The organism is Halorubrum tibetense (genome assembly GCF_055396225.1).
In genome coordinates this window covers 1,596,124-1,615,269 of the sequence record NZ_AP043742.1, presented here as the reverse complement: position 1 = coordinate 1,615,269, position 19,146 = coordinate 1,596,124, and the positions used below count along the sequence as shown (strand labels likewise).

At 67.4% G+C, this 19,146-nt stretch carries 14 protein-coding genes and 1 tRNA gene; 7 read left to right on the top strand and 8 right to left on the bottom strand.

Annotation, left to right across the window (positions count from 1 at the left end):
- Nucleotides 1-22: 22 nt before the first annotated feature.
- The 3 genes from ACZ5TV_RS08140 to ACZ5TV_RS08130 form a co-directional block, all read right to left on the bottom strand.
- Nucleotides 23-322 carry a DUF7854 family protein gene (locus ACZ5TV_RS08140; RefSeq protein ID WP_379780787.1) on the bottom strand — a complete coding sequence of 100 codons (300 nt, stop codon included), beginning with the start codon at nucleotides 320-322 and terminating at the stop codon, nucleotides 23-25.
- On the bottom strand, nucleotides 323-4,363 hold the full coding sequence (locus tag ACZ5TV_RS08135; RefSeq protein ID WP_379780785.1) for an LAGLIDADG family homing endonuclease: 4,041 nt from the start codon (nucleotides 4,361-4,363) through the stop codon (nucleotides 323-325).
- A gap of 79 nt (nucleotides 4,364-4,442) precedes the next feature.
- Entirely contained in the window at nucleotides 4,443-4,805 is a 363-nt protein-coding gene (locus ACZ5TV_RS08130) for a TRAM domain-containing protein (protein WP_379780783.1), read from the bottom strand.
- 137 nt (nucleotides 4,806-4,942) lie between these two features.
- Between ACZ5TV_RS08130 and ACZ5TV_RS08125 the strand changes: the two genes are divergently transcribed.
- The gene (locus tag ACZ5TV_RS08125) at nucleotides 4,943-7,285 is read left to right on the top strand and encodes a DEAD/DEAH box helicase (RefSeq protein ID WP_464383687.1); all 2,343 of its coding nucleotides are present in this window, start codon (nucleotides 4,943-4,945) and stop codon (nucleotides 7,283-7,285) included.
- Nucleotides 7,286-7,350: 65 nt separating this feature from the next.
- Here the strand turns inward: ACZ5TV_RS08125 and ACZ5TV_RS08120 are convergent, their stop codons facing one another.
- Complete coding sequence (locus ACZ5TV_RS08120) at nucleotides 7,351-7,809, bottom strand: pyridoxamine 5'-phosphate oxidase family protein (RefSeq protein ID WP_379780953.1); 459 nt, start codon at nucleotides 7,807-7,809, stop codon at nucleotides 7,351-7,353.
- Between the two features lie 106 nt (nucleotides 7,810-7,915).
- Here ACZ5TV_RS08120 and ACZ5TV_RS08115 point away from each other — a divergent pair, with 106 nt between their 5' ends.
- Nucleotides 7,916-8,656, top strand: coding sequence for a DUF91 domain-containing protein (locus ACZ5TV_RS08115; RefSeq protein ID WP_379780951.1), 741 nt, complete (start codon nucleotides 7,916-7,918; stop codon nucleotides 8,654-8,656).
- 58 nt (nucleotides 8,657-8,714) lie between these two features.
- Here ACZ5TV_RS08115 and ACZ5TV_RS08110 read toward each other — a convergent pair whose 3' ends face one another.
- Together ACZ5TV_RS08110 and ACZ5TV_RS08105 are read right to left on the bottom strand one after the other, a co-directional pair.
- On the bottom strand, nucleotides 8,715-9,701 hold the full coding sequence (locus ACZ5TV_RS08110; RefSeq protein WP_379780949.1) for a tyrosine--tRNA ligase: 987 nt from the start codon (nucleotides 9,699-9,701) through the stop codon (nucleotides 8,715-8,717).
- A gap of 88 nt (nucleotides 9,702-9,789) precedes the next feature.
- Complete coding sequence (locus tag ACZ5TV_RS08105) at nucleotides 9,790-11,832, bottom strand: DUF460 domain-containing protein (RefSeq protein WP_379780947.1); 2,043 nt, start codon at nucleotides 11,830-11,832, stop codon at nucleotides 9,790-9,792.
- 242 nt (nucleotides 11,833-12,074) lie between these two features.
- Between ACZ5TV_RS08105 and rio1 the strand changes: the two genes are divergently transcribed.
- The 4 genes from rio1 (at nucleotide 12,075) to ACZ5TV_RS08085 (ending at nucleotide 16,670) form a co-directional block, all read left to right on the top strand.
- Nucleotides 12,075-12,998: a serine/threonine-protein kinase Rio1 gene (rio1, locus tag ACZ5TV_RS08100; protein ID WP_379780945.1), complete on the top strand. Its 924-nt coding sequence runs from the start codon at nucleotides 12,075-12,077 to the stop codon at nucleotides 12,996-12,998.
- 142 nt (nucleotides 12,999-13,140) lie between these two features.
- Complete coding sequence (locus ACZ5TV_RS08095; RefSeq protein ID WP_379780943.1) at nucleotides 13,141-13,683, top strand: KH domain-containing protein; 543 nt, start codon at nucleotides 13,141-13,143, stop codon at nucleotides 13,681-13,683.
- Nucleotides 13,684-14,031: 348 nt separating this feature from the next.
- On the top strand, nucleotides 14,032-15,684 hold the full coding sequence (thsA, locus tag ACZ5TV_RS08090) for a thermosome subunit alpha (RefSeq protein ID WP_464384335.1): 1,653 nt from the start codon (nucleotides 14,032-14,034) through the stop codon (nucleotides 15,682-15,684).
- Between the two features lie 329 nt (nucleotides 15,685-16,013).
- On the top strand, nucleotides 16,014-16,670 hold the full coding sequence (locus ACZ5TV_RS08085; RefSeq protein ID WP_379783488.1) for a lactate utilization protein: 657 nt from the start codon (nucleotides 16,014-16,016) through the stop codon (nucleotides 16,668-16,670).
- Between the two features lie 185 nt (nucleotides 16,671-16,855).
- On the opposite strand, the gene ACZ5TV_RS08080 is transcribed toward ACZ5TV_RS08085, so the two are convergent.
- A tRNA-Lys gene (locus ACZ5TV_RS08080) sits at nucleotides 16,856-16,929 on the bottom strand.
- Between the two features lie 96 nt (nucleotides 16,930-17,025).
- Here ACZ5TV_RS08080 and ACZ5TV_RS08075 point away from each other — a divergent pair.
- Nucleotides 17,026-18,384: a M20 family metallopeptidase gene (locus ACZ5TV_RS08075; protein ID WP_464383686.1), complete on the top strand. Its 1,359-nt coding sequence runs from the start codon at nucleotides 17,026-17,028 to the stop codon at nucleotides 18,382-18,384.
- 14 nt (nucleotides 18,385-18,398) lie between these two features.
- Here ACZ5TV_RS08075 and ACZ5TV_RS08070 read toward each other — a convergent pair whose 3' ends face one another.
- Nucleotides 18,399-19,079 (bottom strand): DUF7119 family protein, encoded by a 681-nt coding sequence (locus ACZ5TV_RS08070; RefSeq protein ID WP_464383685.1) that lies wholly within the window; start codon nucleotides 19,077-19,079, stop codon nucleotides 18,399-18,401.
- Nucleotides 19,080-19,146 lie beyond the last annotated feature (67 nt).

The window sequence follows — 19,146 nt, the reverse complement described above, 5'->3', positions numbered from 1 at the left end:
TGAAACGACGACGCCGAACGTTTCAGACCCGTTCAACGTCGAACTCCGGCACGTCGCCCTCGTCGTCGATCCGGTCCGGATCGATCCCCGCGGCCGCGAGTACCCGTTCCCGCGCCGCCGGGGCCGATGCAGCGACGACGACCCGCCCGTCGACCGCGGGGTCCCCAACCGCGCGGAACACGTCGTCCTCGCCGTCGAGCTCGGAGGCGTACGTCCGCAGCGTCGCGGCGACCCGACGCTCCGCCTCCGTGAGGTCGACATCCCCTTCCTCGAAGGCACGAAGCGCGTCCTCGACGTTCCGCAGCGCAGAGATCCGGTCCATCTACGTCGTCCGCAGGTGGCCCTGCTTCGGCTCGTACACTTCGCCTTTCGTGCGGAGCTTCTCGATCTCCTGCTCGGCTTTCCCGGGGTCCATCCCGATCTCGCCGGCGCGGTCAAGCACCTCTTCCACGGGTGCGCCTTCTTCGTACTCCTCCTCGATGTCGGCGATGAGCCCTTTGATGTTCTTGATGCGGTCGCGCTGGCTCTTCGAGGTCCCGGTCTCGACGACGTCCGCGTCGAACTGGCCCGTCTCGGGGTCGACGCCGATGTCTTTGAGACACGACTCGACGATGTCGGTCGCGCGGTCCGCGTCCTCGCGTTCGACCGTGTCCGAGAGCCGGACGCGCGCGCTCGCCTCCGAGAGCCGTACCATCGCCTCCAGCTTCCGCGCGGTGACCGGCACGGGCGCGTCCTCGTCGGCCCCTTTCGACCGGAGGTCGACGTAGAACTCCTCTATCAGCTCTTTCGCCTCCTCGGTCATCGTCGGGTAACACGACCGTTTCGCGTGCGCGATGTACTTCCGGAGCAGCTCGGCGTCGATCTCCGGGGCGACCTCCTGTGTCACCTCCGCGACCTGGTCGGAGGTGAACTCCGAGCTCGCCAGCTCCGTGCGCTGGGTGTTGAGTTCGCCCGCGTAGTTCGTCTTGATGATGTGTTTCGCCAGCCGGGAGTCGTGTTCGGGGTCCGGGCTGTCCGTCACCGTGAAGATGAGATCGAACCGGGAGATGAGCGCGGGCTCCAGGTCGATCTGCTCGCCGATCGGCTCGTACTGGTCGAACCGGCCGTACTTGGGGTTGGCTGCGCCCAACAGGGAACACCGGGCCTTCAGCGTCGCGTTGATCCCCGCCTTCGAGACGGAGATCTGCTGCTGTTCGAGCCCCTCGTGCATCGCAGAGCGGTCGGAGGAGTTGTGAACGACGATTCCGTTCGCGACGAAGTTGTGTGTCTCCTCGACGGTCAGATCGTACACCTTCGGTCGCCGCCCATCCTCGATCCGCGCCAGTATTGACCGCAGTTCCGCTTTCATGGCGTCGGCCTCCTCGGCGATAGCATCGCGCAGGTCGTCAAGACAGTCCGTTTCGACGGTGCCGGACAGCCACCGCGACACCGTCGCCTGATTCACGTCGAGCCCCGACGCTACGTCCGCCTGACTGACTCCGTAGTCGTCGAGCGCCGTCGAGAGTTCCGCCCGTGTTTCGCCGATCGGACCGCGGTCGAGCAGCTCGCGAGCGCGCTCTTCGACCCTCTCCACCGGCCCCCCGATGAGGTCTGCGAGACGCTGTCGGAGCACCTCGCCACGGTGTTCGGTCGACTCGGGCGGAACGGTTTCGACCGATCCCACCCGACGCCACTTCACGTCTCCCTGGACGAGATCACGAAGGTCGTCCAAGTCGGTCTCCGCGACTTCGGTGAGGATCGCACGGAGCCGCTCGGCCACCGTCCGACGGACCTCGTCGCGTTCGCCCCACTCACGAGAGATCTGCTGTTGGGACAACGCGGTTCCGTCCGCGAGTTCGGACTGCGAGACGTGGTACCGGTGTCGGAGGTCTGAAATCGTCTCCCACGTCGGTTTCTCGTTGAGTCGACACCGGTCCTCGACGGCTGTCTCTCGTCGATCTTCGAACGCCGAGAGGACCCGGCCGGCGCGGTGGAGCGAGACGTTCACATCCCCTCTCTCGAAGTCGTGATACGTGACCGCGTCGAGACCGCACTCGCTTTGATGAAGCCGGAGCGAATCGCGAGACCGCGCGAGCGCGTCGCCGATATCCGGAATCACGTCGAGAATCGTGCGATCACCGTCGGCTGAATCAACGACGCGGTCGAGGGCCTCGGCCTTTCGCGTGGCCGTGAATCCGACGAGATCCCGGAATGATGTGAGCGAATCCGCGTCGGTCACCGTGAGGTAGAACACGTCGCGACCACCGTCTCGTTCGCGGTGCTGGAGCTGGCTCGACACACCGAACTGTAAGAGGAGGTTCCGAGCGCCTCGGAGGAGCTCCCGGCTCGCCGAGGCTATCCGAACGTTGCCCGCCGACTCGTCGACGTGGCCCTCGCTGTCTGCCAGCGCACGGACGAACGCGGCCTTGGCCGCGCGGCTCCCGGCCGAGACGGCCGTCGGGAAGCACTTCTCGTCGTATCGACCGAGGTTCATCCCTGCGTCGAGGACGGCGTCGGCGTATTCTTTCCCAGTGACGCGAACCGTCTCGACTCCGCCGTCGCGCTTTTCGCTCGGCGGGCGGACCGGCTCGACGCCGAACGTCGTCCGTGCGGCTCGCTCGAAGTCGTCGAGCAGTTCGTCGTCGGTGTTGGTGAACCGGACGCCGTAGACGCCCTCCTCGCGGTCGTAGTAGACGTTCCCGTCGCCGGAGAGGTATCCGAGGACGCTCGCCATGGCGGCGTCGATTCCGTCGTCGTCAAGCAGTTCGACGCTTTCGTCGCCGCCCGCCATTACCGCCGTCCCGGCACCATCGGCAGCCTTCGTCGGAACCTCGCGGGGGACGTACACCCAGTCGCCGTCGTCGATCGCGGCCGCCTCGCGCTCGATGCGCTCCCCGTCATCGAGGACGAAGAACGGGTGATCGGCCGTCGCCGTCAGCGACTCACCCGTCTCCATCGTGACCCGTGTCAGCTCCGACGGTGCGTCGTACTCGTGGACTGCGGAGACGGACCGTTCGACCAGCTGCCCACTCCCGTCCATCGTCCAGACGTCGAGGTCGATGTTGCGGATGCGTCGACCGTTCGAGAGTTCCTCGATCTCGCCGTCCTCGGCGACCTCTCGCGCCAGTTCGTCGATGCGCTCCACGCGTCCGTCCGCCAACGAGACCAGCGTGTCACCGGTGACACAGTCCATCTTATCCAGCTCGTCGACTGCGGCAATTCCCTTGTCTGCGAGGACGAGCGCACCGGCTTCGAGCGACCACTGCTGGCCGTCGCCGAAGTCGTCGCGGACGGCTGCAGCGGTAAGGCCTGCTGCAGAGCTGCCTTTACCGGACGTATAGACGGAGCGAGGTGCGATGTTTTCTACATACGAAATCATTTGAGATTTGCCAGTACCAGGGTCGCCGATAAGGAGCATATGGAGGTCGCCGCGGATCCGCGAGCCGTCGGGGAGGTGTTTGGTGACGCCCGAGAACAGCTGGAGGATCATCGCGAGCTTCTCCTCCTCGTAACCGTAGATAGCGGGCGCGATGGAATCGACCATCGCCTCGTAGATGTCGTCGCGATTGGAGAGTTCGATGATCTCGCGTTTGTCCGCCTCCGTGATGTCCATGTCCTCGAACTCCTCGTCCTCGATAGCGATCGAAACCCCGTCCATGTACAGATCGAAGATGGCGGACTTCTCGTTGCCCTGCTCGACCTGTTCGATGTGGAGGACACCGACGCAGGTGACGTGGTCGCCAGGACTCACCTTTCCGGTGACGTCGTCGACGATGTCGACGTCGAGCGACTGGGGGGTCTCGCCGCCGCGCAGTCCCTCGGGCGACTCCTGGATTCGCAGCTTCTGGGAGTCGATGAACTCCGACTGGTCGAAGTTGACGCGGAACGGGCCCTGCCGTTCACACCCTTGACACTCGTGGGGTTCTTGGAAACCGCCGTCGCTCTGGGGAATGTACGTCATCGTGCCACAGCGCTGGCACTCGAAGGCGGCCTCGGTCACTTTCGGGCGGACGTCGGTCGCCTTACGGACGATCCCTTGTACGGAGACGAGCTTCCCGATGTGGTCGTCGTGAACGCGGATCCCGCGGATGTCGATGCTCTCGGGGAGGTTCTCGATTCGGACGTGGGCACGGCCGAGGCTGACGTCGGCAGGGAGGTCGTACAGTCGCAGCGCCTCCTCGGCGTACTCGCGCATCTGGTCCGGCTTGCTGCGGAAGTCCTCGGCGAGGTCCCGGTCGAACTGGAAGAGGTCGTCGTAGTCGACGTACAACGAGCGCTGTTCGTTGGGGTAGTTCTGTGCGAGGGTGCCGATCTCCTCGCGATAGTAGTTGCGGTAGAACTGAATGAACCGCTCTGTGAGGTCCTGATTCCCGGCCTGAGCCATTACGGCACACCTTCGTCGGCATTACGTATGAACCTCATGTTCGAAGCGGAGGTGGCCGCGGCGTGCCTACCGGGTCCGGTCATGCTTTCGTTACGAACGTCGCGTCGGCGGACGTTCGTCCCTGATTGAACGAGAGCACCTTCGCACGGATCACGTCTCCAGGCTGGAGGTCCCGAGGGATGTCCGCGGTGAAGACGACGAACCCCTCGACCTTGCCGACGGCGACCTCGTTGCCGGAGTGATGGTCGGTGAGCTCGGTCACGCCGAACTCGTACGTCTCGCCGATCTCGACCGGCGGGTCGCGCTCCTGTGCGGCCTCGTGGGCCCGTTTCGACTCGCGTGCGTCCGAGGAGGGGGCACGAAGTCGGCGAACGACGACGAACAGGACGAAGAGCACGGCTGCCACACCGGCCCCATAGACGATCGGCGACGACGGGATCATACCGGTGGGTCGACGCGCCGGTACGTAAACGGTCGGGTCCGTCGGCATGAGAAACGCCTTTGCCCTCGAAGCCCCCGACTCGATCCAATGCGAACCAGCCGCGGTGACCGTCGACTCGTCCACGGGTGTGGTGTGGCGTGAAGGTCGCGGACGCGGTGCCGGAGTTCGCCGACGCCTTCGGGTTCGAGGAGTTCAACCGGATGCAGCGGGAGGCGCTGCCCGGGATCTTCGAATCGGACCACAACGTCGTCGCGTCCGCGCCGACCGCCTCGGGGAAGACCGCGCTGGCCGAGCTCGCGATCTGTAAGACCCTCTCGGAGGGCGGCACGGCCCTCTTTATCGCGCCGCTCCGCGCGCTCACCAACGAGAAGGAGAGCGAGTGGGAGCGGTTCGAGGAGCTGGGCTACTCCGTGTACGTCGTCTCCGGCGAGCGCGACCTCAACCCCCGCCGCGCCGAGCGCGCGGACGTGCTGGTGACGACTCCCGAGAAGGCAGACAGCGCGACCCGGAAACACGACTCCGCGCGCTACTCGTTTATCACCGACATAGACTGTATCGTCATCGACGAGGTCCACCTCCTCGACAGCGAGAAGCGCGGCGCGGTGCTCGAAGTCACCGTCTCGCGGCTCCGGCGCCTCCAAGACCCTCGAGTGGTCGCGCTGTCGGCGACGATGCCGAACATCGGGGACGTGGCGGAGTGGCTCGACGCGCCGCCGGAGACGACGTACGAGTTCGGCGACGAGTACCGACCCGTCGAGCTGGAGACCGGCGTAAAAACGTACAGTCACGGGTCGAACGCGTTCGCGGACAAGTACCGACGGCTCTACCGCGCACTCGACCTGGCCGAGCCACACGTCCGCGAGGACGGTCAGGCGCTCGTGTTCGTCTCCTCGCGACAGGACACGGTACAGGCGGCGAAGAAGGCGCGCGACGAGATCACGGAGCGGGACATCCCGATCGACTCGCGCGGCGACTACGAGTTCCACAACGAGGCGAAATCGCTGTCGAACGACACGCTCCGGCAATCGGTGCTCGACGGGGTCGGCTTCCACCACGCGGGGCTCGGCAAGGAAGACCGCGACCGCGTCGAGGCGTGGTTCAAAGAAGGGAAGATCAAGTTGCTCTTTTCCACCTCGACGCTGGCGTGGGGGGTGAACCTCCCGGCGCGGTGTGTCGTGATCCGCGATACGAAGTACCACGACCCGCTAGAGGGGGAGACGGACATCTCCCCGCTCGACGTGCTCCAGATGCTCGGACGGGCTGGACGGCCCGGCTACGACGACGTGGGATACGGCTGGGTCGTCTGTGACCGCTCGGACGCAGATAAGTACCGGCGGCTGCTCCGCGAGGGGAAAGAGATCGAGTCACGGCTGGCGGGCGACCTCGAATCCCACCTCAACGCGGAGGTGTCGATGGGGACGATCCGTGGATTGGGTGACGTGATGGACTGGCTGGAGACGACCTTCTACTACGTCCGCGCGCGGTCGAAGCCGGAGGAGTACGGGTTCGAGGGGCTTCGGGACCGCGTCCGCGACACGCTCGACTCGCTGATCGCGGACGGGTTCGTGGCCGCCGGCGACGACCTCGCGGTCGAGCCGACCGCGCTCGGACGGCTCGCCTCGAAGTACTACCTTCGGCTCGACACCGCCCGTGAGTTCCGGGCGCTCGCCGACAGCGAGCGGCTCACCGCGGACGCCGTCCTCGAAACGGTGGCCGCCGCCGGGGAGTTCGACTCCGTCTCCGCGCGTTCGGCCGAGTCCGACGCGATCGACCGGGTCCTCGACGGCCGCGACACCACGCTCGAGGACGGCCATCGAAAGGTGTTCGCCATCCTGCTCGCGAGCATGGCGGACGCGACGCCCTCTGATCTCCGGTCGGACGCGTGGGTGATCCGGCAGAACGCGCTCCGACTCCTGGCCGCGCTCTCGGAGTTCCTCGACCGGTTCGCCGGTTCCCGAGCGGCGAACCTCGCGTGCCGGGTCGAGGCGCGGGTGGAACACGGGGTCGCCAAGGAGGCGGTCGCGCTGACCGCGATCGACGGCGTGGGCGCGAAGCGGGCGGACCGGCTCGCTGCCGCGGGGCTCACGTCCCCCGCAGCCGTCGTCGATGCCGGCTCCAAGGCGCTCGCGAACGCCGGGATGAGCGACTCCGTAGCCGAACGGGTGGTCGAGGCCGCACGCGACTGCCCCCGGGTCGCGGTGGACTGGGGGTCGTTCCCCGACCGGATCGCGACCGGCGAGAACGAGCTGTGTGAGGTCGGCATCGCCACGACCGACGGAGCCGGGCGCGTCGGGATCCGCGTCACGGTCAACGACGTGGAGATGACCGCAACGACGACGTACCTCGACGGCGAGACGACCGTCCCAGTTGGCGTGTTCGGCCCGCCGGACGCCGACGAGCTGGAGTTCGTCGTCGAGGTCGTCTTCCCCGACCTGCCGTTGATGCCCGTGCGCGCGACACGGACGGTCCAAGTAGCGTAGTTCGCCGGGCATCGACCGTTCTCGTGGTGGTGTTCGTCGAACACGGAGACGGGAGCCGCCGGAGCTCAGTTCTCGGTGGTACGACCGGAGATCCGCTCGATGTCGAGTTTGCGGACGGTCACTTCGATGTCCTCGATGGCCTCGTCGAACACGCGGATCGGGGAGAAACAGTCGTTGATCTCGGCCGTATCGAACCGTTGGCGATCGGCCTCCGTGAGGTCCGTGAGGCGTCCGCTGACGACGATGCTCCACGAGTCGAACGCCTTCGGGTCGTTCGTCGGGTCCGCACCGTACAGGACGTAACACGCCGTCTCGGTCGACTCCAAGAACGTCCGTTTCGTGCCCCCCTCGGTCAGCCCCAGCCGGAAGTAAAGGCCGTCCCCGTCGTAGTAGTGTGCCAACGGAATCGCGTACGCGTCGTTACCGGTCGCCAGCGCGAGGACACCCGAATCGGCCGTTCGTAGTCGTTGTTCGACCGACTCGTCGTCCATTCCGGTCGTGTACGCGTATTCGACATGATTCATCTCATATACCTGTTGGACGAGCAACTACATAGCAGTACGGAGGCGTCTCCGCGTCGCGCGGCAGTTCGCCCACTCGTTAAACCGGAAAACGGGACAACGACGCCCCATGCCAGCACGCCTTCGCGTCCTCGCCGGCGACTGTCAGGTGACCGAACGCGGCGACCGGACCCGAACGTATCGCGGCCGTGTCGTGGTCCTGATCAAGCCCGATAACACGACGCTCGTCCACGACGCCGACGGGTACCAGCCCGTCGCGTGGCTCACTCGCCCCGACTCGGTGGTCGTTGAGGGCGACGGTGCGGGGTTTACCGTCACCGCACGCGACGGCACCCGGCAGCTCCGCGTCGTCGCCGAGACGGCGACCGCCAGCCGCGCGCTCCCGGTCACGGAGGCGGGGATTCCCGTCGGGACGTGTCCCGACGACGGCGGGTCGCTCGTCCGTTCGCGCGGGGACGTGGTCTGTCTGGACTGCGAGGAGCGGTGGGGACTCCCCGCCGGCGCGAGCGTCACCGACGCGACGTGTGAGACGTGTGGTCTACCGAAGATCCGCGTCGAGCGCGGCGAGGCGTTTCACCTCTGTCTGGACGCCGCCTGCGACCCGATGGCGGCGGCCGTCCGCGACCGGTTCGACCGCGTCTGGGACTGTCCCGACTGTGACGGCGAGCTCACCGTCGAGTCCGCGCCCGGCCGGGTGTATCTCGCGTGCGACCGCCGCCCGGAGTGTGAGACGACGTTCTCGATCCCCTCGGGGATCGTCGTCGACGAGTGTGACTGCGGGCTCCCAGTCTTCGAGACTGCGACCGGTCGCGACTGTCTCGACGCGAGCTGCCGGCTCGGTGGTCACTGAGCGGCGAGTGGAAGGGGATGGGGACTGAAACCGGAGGAGATGAAGCGGAGTCGATCGCCTACTCGGCGAGCTGCTCGCGCCCCGGAGCGATCAGCCGGTCGAGGTACTCGGCGAGTGCTCCCTTCGCGTCGGCCGGGTGGAGCTCGCCGGACTCGAGGTCGGCTTCGAGCGCGTCGTAGGCGTCGTACTTCAGGTCGCCGCCGTACTGTTCGGGTCGCTCGACGACGACCGTCTCGAACCGCGGGAACACGTGGTACTCGAACACTTGGAGGACGGGGTTCTCGCGCGACTCACCCTCCTCGGTCGGCTCCGGGTCCGCCGTCGGGGGACAGTACGCCTTGTTCACCTTCGACTCGATGTCGTCGCGGGAGTCCTCCATGGAGATGGTGACACCCTCGCTGGAGGACATTTTCCCGCGACCGGTCCCGAGGTCGGCGATGAGCGGCGTGTGCAGACTCGTCGGCGGCTCGCGGTCGATGCTCGGTAGCACGTCGCGGGCGAGCATGTGGACCTTCCGCTGTTCCATCCCGCCGACGGCGAGGTCGACGCCGAGGTACGGGATGTCGAGCGCCTGCATCAACGGGTAGACGGCCTGGGACACCTTCACGGAGTCGCCCGAGGTGATCTCCGCCATCGCCCGCTCGGCGCGGGCGAGGGTCGTCTCGAGCTCCAACGCGTGGAGGTCGAGGGTGTAGTCCTCGTCGAGCTGGAAGTCGGAGCCGAGCACGAACTGTGTGTCCGACTCTTCGAGCCCGTAGGCGATGAACTGGTCGCGCATCCGCTCGGCGGTCCGGCGGATCTCCGCGAACGATCCCTTGTCGTTGAGGTACGCGTGGACATCGGCGAGGAGGACGGTGACTTCGAACCCCGCCTCCTGGAGGTCGATGAGTTTGTTCGCCGTGAGCATGTGCCCGATGTGGAGCACGCCGGAGGGCTCGTACCCGACGTACGCGCGCTTGCCGTCGGGGTCGGCTGCCAGCGTCTCGATCTCCTCCTCCGTGACCACCTCGGCCGCGTTCCGGGTGATCAGCTCGTGGGCGTCCATGGGTACGATAGCGGGAGGGTTCGGGATATGACTTCTGGAACCGCCCGGAACCGACGCCGCCAAACGACTGGGAGCGCCGGTCGACGGGTCACTCCTCGGTTTGCGGGAGCCGAGTCCCCGCCCGGTGTTCCGAGATGATCCGGTCGAGCCGCTCCGCCTTCTCGTCGCGCCGCCGGCGTTCCGCACGGGACTCCCAGTCGTCGATCGCCGCGTCCAGCGCCGACTCGTCGGCGACGGCCAGCTCGTCGACCTCTCGGACGGGAACCGCGTCGACCGGGACGACCGGGATCCCGTGGTCGAACAGCACCTGGTCGGCGACATCCGAGAGGTTGCCGTCGCGGATCACCGCGTGCGGCTCCGTCCCAGCCAGCCGTTCGGCGGTCCGACGGCCCGCACCGGATGCGTCACGGAGGTAGACGACATCGCCACGGACGAGGCCGTACGCCTCGTCGGCGGCGTCGAGCGCGTCGAGCGTGAACTGCTCGACGACTTTCACGCTGACGAGGCCCTGACCCTCGGCGACGTCGGCGAAGTTCGAGTGGTCGAGCTTCCACAGCTCCTTGAGCGTCTCCACCTTGCGTTCGAGCGCCTCGACCGTCTCGCGGGCGTCGTCGCGCTCGCGTTCGAGCCGCTCGGTCTCCCGCTCCAGCCGTGAGACTTCCCGACGGGTACGCGCCTCGATCCGCTCCTCGCGTTTCGCCTCGGAAAGCGCCTCCTCCAGCTCCGCGATCCGGTCGTCGCGCTCGTCGAGCTCGGACTCCAGCGACTCCGCGTGCGACTCCAGCCGGTCGACGCGCTCGCGGAGCCGGCGGATCGTCTCTTCTTCCTCGGTCCGCTCGGGTTCCGTCGGGTCCTCGTCCGGGTCGGCATCGCCGTCGTCGTCGCCGTCGTCCTCTCGGAGCTCCTCGATGACGGCCTCCACGGACGCGCCGCCGGCGACGACGCCGGCGATGACGGCCTCACGGTCCATTCGCGGCGGCGTCTTCTCCGTGATCCGTTCGAACTGGTCCGCGTGGTCGTCGTAGGCGTACAGCGCGGCCGCCAGCGCGTCACGCTCGTGGTCGTTCTCGTAGCCGGCCTCCCGAGTGCGGTGGAGTTTCTCGTCGACCGGAAGGTCGGTGGTCGGCCGCCACCCCGCGGCGTCGAACGAGCGGCGGAACTTCTCGACCGTTTCGGGCATCGGCTCCACGTCGGCGGCGACGAGTATCGGCCGCCCCTGCTCGATTATCCACTCGGTCACCTCGGCGGTGTCGGCGGTCCGGGAGGAGTACAGCGCGTGGACGGTGCCGTCGAGCCCGACCACCGCGGCCGCGGTGGTGGTTCCGGGATCGATCCCGACGATCACGCGGTCGCGACGTTTCACGAGCGGTTCGTACTCGATTCCGTCGCGGCGCTCGCGTTCCACCTCGACGCGCACGTCCCCCGCACGCGAGTTCGACAGGGGGATCTCCTCGGGGCGGGCCTCGACGGTGAAGACGGCACTGGAATAGCCGCCGTACTTCTCCGTCACCTCGCGGTCGTACTCGAGGTTCGCCTCGCGGAGCTTCGTCTCGACCTGTCGGCTGCGCTTTTTGACGTTACCGTGGATCCGCCGAGTGTAGCGGTCTTGGCTCCAACCGCCTTTCCCGGTGGATCGGCCGCGAGAGACTTTGACGGTCGTCTCGTCGGTGAACGCGGTGACCTCGTGGCCGACGTTGGCCGCGGCGAGGCGGGCGGCCGCCTCCGCTTCCTTCATCGGCTTCTTACCGTACGGGATCCCGTGGCGGGAGGCGACTCGCGAGAGCGGCTCCGGCCGCTCCGCGCCGGTCACCTGGACGAGGCGTGTTCCGTCCGGGAGGCTCCGGAGCAGTCCGACGAGCGCGTTCTTGTCCGGCGCGAGCTCGTAGGCGTTGTCGGTGGCGACGTACAGCGGTTCGCGATCGTCGATCAGTCGGCGGAGCTTGCGGAGGGAGACGACATCACGGGAGACCCGGGCGAGCGGGCCGTCGGCGTCCGGGACGTCCGGGTCGTCCGCGTCGACGGGGTCGAGGATCACGAGCGCGTAGGAGGGATTGTCGCCGCGGACGTCGCCGCTCTGGACGTCGACGCCGAACACCGGCCGGTCGCGGGCGCGGATAGTCCGGGTTGGCACGGATTCACGTAGGCCGCTCGGGCGTATATACCCCACGCCGGAACCGGTGGTGTCGACCGCGGCGTCACGTGCTGACGGCCGGTTCGGGGATCACGGTTGGACGGCCGGTTCGGGGATCACGGTTGGACAGTCAGTTCGGAAAGCACAGTCGAACGACCGGGTCGAGGCGTCACGCCCCACGTCCGTCGGGGAGGACCGCCGACCCGCCCGCTTATACGGCGGGGCATCGAAACGGGGAACGAATGAGCGAGGAGTTCGCGCTGCTCGAACCGGCGGATCAGCCCGGCGACGAGTGGGAGGCGCTCGACGTCTCCGACACGGAAGCCGACCGGATCGCCCGGCGACAGGACCGCGAGTTCGACGAGTTCCGGAAGCGGATCAAGGACACCGAACAGTTCAAGCTCCAGGAGTCGGTGTTCGACGACGCGACCCTCGCGGCGGTGTACAAGCTGGTCCAGGACGGCTACGTGGACGCCTTCGGCGGCCCCGTCTCAACCGGTAAGGAGGCGAGCGTCTTCGAGGCGCTCGGCGGGCAGGCGGGCGAGCGACCAGCGCCCGGGACGGCGGTCGACGCCGACGGCGACGGCCATCCCGACCGCGAGGTCGCCGTGAAGGTGTACCGGATCAACTCCTCGAACTTCCGGCAGATGCGCGACTACTTGGAGGGCGACCCGCGGTTCGAGGGGATCGCGAACGACAAGAAGGCAGTCGTGCTGGCGTGGACGAAAAAGGAGTTCGCCAACCTCGAACGGGCCCGGAAAGCGGGCGTCCGGGTCCCCGAGCCGATCGCCGTCCAACGAAACGTACTCGTGATGGAGCTCGTCGGGCACGCGGACGACCGCGCCCGGCGGCTGAACGAGGTCGACGTCGAGAACCCGGAAACCGCCTATGAGGTCGTCCGCGAGTACATGCGGCGGCTCTACCGCGCCGGCCTGATCCACGGCGACCTCTCGGAGTACAACATGATCATCCACGACGGCGAGCTGGTCGTCATCGACATGGGACAGGCGGTCACCGTCCATCACCCGAACGCCGGGGAGTTCCTCGCGCGCGACTGCGAGAACGTGGCGACGTTCTTCACGCGCCAAGGGATCGACATCGACCCCGACGAGCTGCAGGAGTACGTGACGGAACCGGAGCCGAGCGACGAAGCCGGAACCGACTGACGTGTCTTGAGGTCGACGAATCCGGAACCGACTGACGTGTCTTGAGGTCGACGAATCCGGGGCCTACGGAACCGCGCGTCACACCCCCTCACACCGCGGCTCCCGGAACATGTTTAAAAGTCTCGGCCGGGTATCTTGGTGTATGCAACACGTGACGGTTCCGCAGGACCGGATCGGTGTCGTCATCGGTGCCGGTGGCGAGACGATGCGGGAGATCGAAGACCGCGCAGGCGTGCGACTCGACGTCGACTCGGAGTCCGGCAGCGTCGCCATCGAGGAGGCGGGCGACCCCGTCGCCGCGATGGTCGCGCCGGACGTGATCAAGGCGATCGGGAGGGGGTTCAAACCCGAGACCGCGCTGTCGATCCTCGATCACGACCTCCGGACGCTCGAACTGATCGACCTGACAGAACACACCCGTAACGACAACGACCTCCAGCGGAAGAAGGGCCGGATCATCGGCGAGAACGGCCGGACTCGCGAGCTGTTAGAGGAGCTGTCGGGCGCGAACGTCGTCGTCTACGGGACGACGGTCGGTGCGGTCGGTCAACCCGAGGAGCTACAGGTGGTCCGCCGCGCGGTCGGCATGCTGCTCGACGGCGCGCCACACGGCGCGGTGTACTCGTACCTCGAACGGAAGTCGAACGAGCTGAACGACGACGTCAGTTTCCAGTCGCCGCAGTGACGGCTGACGCCGCTCTGGCGACGCGGCGGTGTTCACCCGCTTGCGTGTCGACTGCGTACTGACCGTACACTAACTGCGCATAGGCTACACACTGACTGCGTACTGACGGCACAGACACCCGCACTCAACGCCAGTCAACGCGGACGAAATCGTCCCATGTGGGCGTGTTCATCACGGCACACGCGGCCACCACCGGATCTATATAAAGGCCCGTGATAACGAGCCACATGAAAACAGTCTACCCCGCCCCGTGTTGCGTTTCCGCACGGATTGAACGATGGGTTTATATAGAATCACAATCAATCAATGGTTGTAATGTCACAGCGCCAGCGGATGGGCAATCAGCCGATGATCGTACTTTCCGAGGAGTCGCAGCGGACCTCCGGAAAGGACGCGCAGAACATGAACATCACGGCCGGCAAGGCGGTCGCGGAGTCCGTCCGCACCACGCTCGGCCCGAAAGGGATGGACAAGATGCTCGTCGACTCCGGCGGGTCCGTCGTCGTCACGAACGACGGCGTTACCATCCTGAAAGAGATGGACATCGACCACCCGGCGGCCAACATGATCGTCGAGGTGTCCGAGACGCAGGAGGAGGAGGTCGGTGACGGAACCACCTCCGCCGTCGTCGTCGCCGGGGAACTCCTCGACCAGGCCGAGGAGCTCCTCGACCAGGACATCCACGCGACCACCCTCGCACAGGGGTACCGCCAGGCCGCCGAGAAGGCCAAGGAGATCCTCGAAGAGGAGGCCATCGAGGTCTCCGCGGACGACCGCGAGACGCTCGTCGAGATCGCCTCCACGGCGATGACTGGCAAGGGCGCGGAGAACGCGAAAGAGCTCCTCGCCGAGCTCGTCGTCGACGCCGTGATCGCGGTCGCCGACGACGACGACATCGACACGGAGAACGTCTCCGTCGAGAAGGTCGTCGGCAGCTCGATCGACCAGTCCGAGCTCGTCGAGGGTGTCATCGTCGACAAGGAGCGCGTCGACGAGAACATGCCCTACGCGGTCGAGGACGCCGACGTCGCGCTGTTCGACGGTGCCATCGAAGTGAAAGAGACCGAGATCGACGCCGAGGTCAACGTCACCGACCCCGACCAGCTCCAGCAGTTCCTCGACCAGGAGGAGGAGCAGCTCCGTGAGATGGTCGACCACCTCGTCGACATCGGCGCCGACGTCGTCTTCGTCGGCGACGGCATCGACGACATGGCCCAGCACTACCTCGCACAGGAGGGTATCCTCGCGGTCCGCCGCGCGAAGTCCGGCGACCTGAAACGCCTCGCCCGCGCGACCGGCGGCCGCGTCGTCTCCAACCTCGAGGACATCGAGAGCGACGACCTCGGCTTCGCCGGCTCCGTCGCCCAGAAGGACGTCGGCGGCGACGAGCGCATCTTCGTCGAGGACGTCGAGGAGGCCAAGTCCGTCACGCTCATCCTCCGCGGCGGCACCGAACACGTCGTCGACGAGGTCGAGCGCGCCATCGAGGACTCGCTCGGCGTCGTCCGCACGACGCTGCTCGACGGGCAGGTGCTGCCCGGCGGCGGTGCGCCCGAGACCGAGCTCGCCCTACAGCTCCGTGACTTCGCCGACTCCGTCGGCGGTCGCGAGCAGCTCGCCGTCGAGGCGTTCGCCGACGCGCTGGAGGTCATCCCGCGCACGCTGGCCGAGAACGCCGGGCTCGACCCCATCGACTCGCTGGTCGACCTCCGCTCCCGGCACGACGCCGGCGAATTCGGTGCCGGTCTCGACGCCTACACGGGCGACGTGATCGACATGGAGGCCGAGGGCGTCGTGGAGCCGCTCCGCGTCAAGACCCAGGCCATCGAGTCCGCCACCGAGGCGGCCGTCATGATCCTCCGCATCGACGACGTCATCGCGGCCGGTGACCTCAAGGGCGGCGGCTCCGACGACGGCGGCGACGAGGGCGGCCCCGGCGGCGCGCCCGGCGGCATGGGTGGCGGCATGGGCGGCATGGGCGGTATGGGCGGTGCGATGTAAACTCCGCGTAGGAGAGACACCCCACCCACGCCGACCGAAGCCGATTCGAACGGATCCGCCGACCGACCGTCGCACGCCCGTTCCGGGCCTCGACGACACGCGATTTTTATCGATGACCGACCGTTGAGCCGTCGGCTCGGCGTTCAAGCGGAAGCGGTCGCTCCGCCGACACGACGATAACAGCGATGTAACCACCCGACACGGGTGTCCGCGAGCGGTTAAGTGGCTCCTCGACGTTCGATCCGATAGCGAGACGGCCGTCGGCGCGCCGATCGATATGCGCGGTTCATGTGGGCGCGTCGCGGACCGACTTCGAATACGACTTCACTATGTCACAGCAGAAAGCGGATTACGCGGACGACGCCGAGATCGAGGCCGAACTGGACGAGCTCCCCGACGACGACACCGTCGCGGAGACGGTAGCGAACCTCGAAGAACGCGGCTTCGAGGTCGTCGTCGTCGACAACGGCGCCGAGGCACTCGACGAGATCGAGTCCCGGATCCCGGCCGGCGTCTCCGTGATGAACGGTCACTCGACGACGTTAGAGGAGATCGGGTTCGACGAGCTCCTCAGCGAGGGCAACCACGGTTGGGAGAGCCTCCCCGACCAGATCTGGAGCATCGACGACGACGCGGAGCGCCAGGCAGCGCGCCGCGAGTCACAGACCGCCGACTACTTCCTCGGGAGCGTCAACGCCGTCGCGACCACCGGCGAGCTCGTCGCCGCGGACCTCTCCGGAAGCCGGATCGGCGCGTACCCGTTCGCCGCCGGCAACGTCGTCATCGTGACGGGCACGAACAAGGTCGTCCCGACGCTGGACGACGCGTTCGACCGGCTGGAGTCGGTCGCGTACCCGCTGGAGAACGAGCGGGCGAAGGAGGCGTACGGCGTCGAGTCCGCGATCGCCAAACAGCTCGTCTATCGGCGGGAGCCGGAGGAGGGGCGGACGACGGTCGTGCTCGTGCGCGAGCAGCTCGGGTACTGAGCGCGGTTTCAGGTCGGTTCGACCCGGTTCTTTGCTGTCGCTCGACGGATCAGTACACGGGCCGGGAGGGATTCGAACCGAGTAGAGACGATCGTTCTCGCTTTGCTCGAACGCTGCGACTCTCCGGGTTCGAATCCTTCCTCTATCGAGTTCTGTCGCTCGCGATACTGCTCGCGACAAAAATACGGGCCGGGAGGGATTCGAACCCCCGACCGTCCGGTTAAAAGCCGGACGCTCTCCCTAACTGAGCTACCGGCCCGCATCAGTTCGTATGGCGAGACTACGGATAAACGTTTAGAAACCGCAGGGACGGTGGACCCGAAACGTTACCCTCGCCCCCGCCGTCGCCGCCGGTATGTCCTTCGAGATGCGGGCGTTCGCCGAGCGCCTCTGTCGGTTCCGCTCCACCGCCGGCGAGGAACGAGTCGCCGCCGAGTGGGTCGAGACGCGACTCGCCGAACTGGGGTTCGAGACGTACGCGTGGGACGCGGACCCGGAGCTGCTCGCGACCCACCCGTCGTTTCCGGACGACCCGGACGATATCGACGTCACGGGGCGGAGAAGCGTCGCGGGCGTCCTAGAGATCGGTGCCGTGGACGGTAAGGGTGACGACCCGGCCCGCGACGACCCGCTCACGGTCGTGTTGAACGGTCATCTCGATGTCGTCCCTGCCGAGGCGGCGAGCTGGTCGAGCGACCCCTTCGATCCGGTGTGGCGGTCGGACGAGGGGGGAGCGCTGGACAGAGAACGGGGCGGAGACGACCCAAGTGGAGCGGATGAGGACGACGGCGAGACGCTCACCGCTCGCGGTGCGGCGGACATGAAATCGGGGGTCGCCGCGTGTGTCGGTGCCGCACTCGACGTCCGGGAGGCGGCCGCCAACGGGACGTTCGATCCGCCCGAGCCGGGGCTTCGGATCGTCGTCGAGGCGGTCGCCGGCGAGGAGGACGGCGGCTACGGCGCGGCGACCGCGGCGCTCGCGACCCCGTACCCCTTCGGGCGCGACGCGGCGATCGTCGCGGAGCCGACGGAACTCCGTCCGGTCGTCGCCTGCGAGGGCTGTCTGATGGCCGAGCTCCGGCTCGTCGGCCGGAGCGCACACGCCGCCACGCGCTGGCGCGGCGAGGACGTGCTCCCGCGGTTCGAGGCGATCCGGAGGGCATTTCGCGACCTCGAACGAGAACGCGCGGAGACGGTGACACATCCCCTGTTCGACGAGTTCCCAGTTCCCTGGCCAGTGGTCTGTGGGACGGTCGACGCCGGGTCATGGCCGTCGACAGTACCCGCGTCGTTGACGGCGGCGTTCCGGATCGGCGTTGCCCCCGGAGAGACCGTCGACGAAGTGGAGCGGGCCTTCCGGGAGCGGCTCGACGGGGTCGCCGCCGACGACCCGTGGCTCAGCGAGCATCCCCCGACGTTCGAGCGGTTCTCCGTCCAGTTCGAGCCGAGCGAGATCCCCGCGGACGCGCCCGTCGTCGAGGCAGTCCGAGAAGGACTCGTCGACGCCGGGCTACCGGACGCCGAGCCCATCGGCGCGACCTACGGGACGGACGCGCGCCACTACGTCGAGGCCGGGATCCCGACCGTCGTCTTCGGTCCCGGCACTATCGATGAGGCACATTACCCGGACGAGACGATCGAGTGGGCGGCGGTCGAAGACGGGCGAGCGACTATCGCCGCGGCGGTGCGTCGGCTCGCGGAGCGAGCGGGGTAACGGACGGACAGCGCCTACCGCGGGTCGGCGTCGGAGCGGGTCGCCGCGAACTGTTCGTCGAGCGCTTCCGAGACGACCTGACCGGGCTCGACGTTTCGCATCGCGGCCCGCCGCCGGAGCTCGACGTACGTCTCCGACGGGAGGTCCATCCGCATGCGGCCGAGCTCGACACCGGTCTCGCGCACCGCACTCTCGACGTTCGCGCCGTCATTGACCGCGGAGGCGGCCGATCTGATCTCACGAACCGTCATCTCCCCGTCGATGGCGGCCCACGCGAGCAGGTAGCGGTCGGTCCCCCCAAGCCGCGCGACGTGTTTCGCCGCGCTCGGCGCGATCCGGCCGCGTGCCACCTGTCTGCGGATCGCCTGCGGCAGGTCGTGGACGCGTGCCCACTTGCGGATGAACGAAACTGAGACGCCGTCACCGGCGCGTTCCGCCGCCGCCTTGTACGACCCGACGCCGCGAACGAGCGCCGCACACGCCGCCGCCCCGCGGAGCATCAACACGTGATCGTCGTCGCCCACCTCGCCGGCCGCGAACCGGCGAACCGTCTCCGCGGCCTCGGCGACGCTGTCGGGGTCGTTGGGGTCGAAGCCGACCGCCTCCGACGCCCGGTCACCCGTGACCGCCGGGTCGGACCGGACGACGGGCTCACCCACCGGGGACCGTCTGTCCGCGCGTGACTCCTCGTCCATACACTCACTTCGGGGCCGGACACATAAGCGGCGGGCACGGGGGCAGGAATCGCGCCCCCGACCGTGA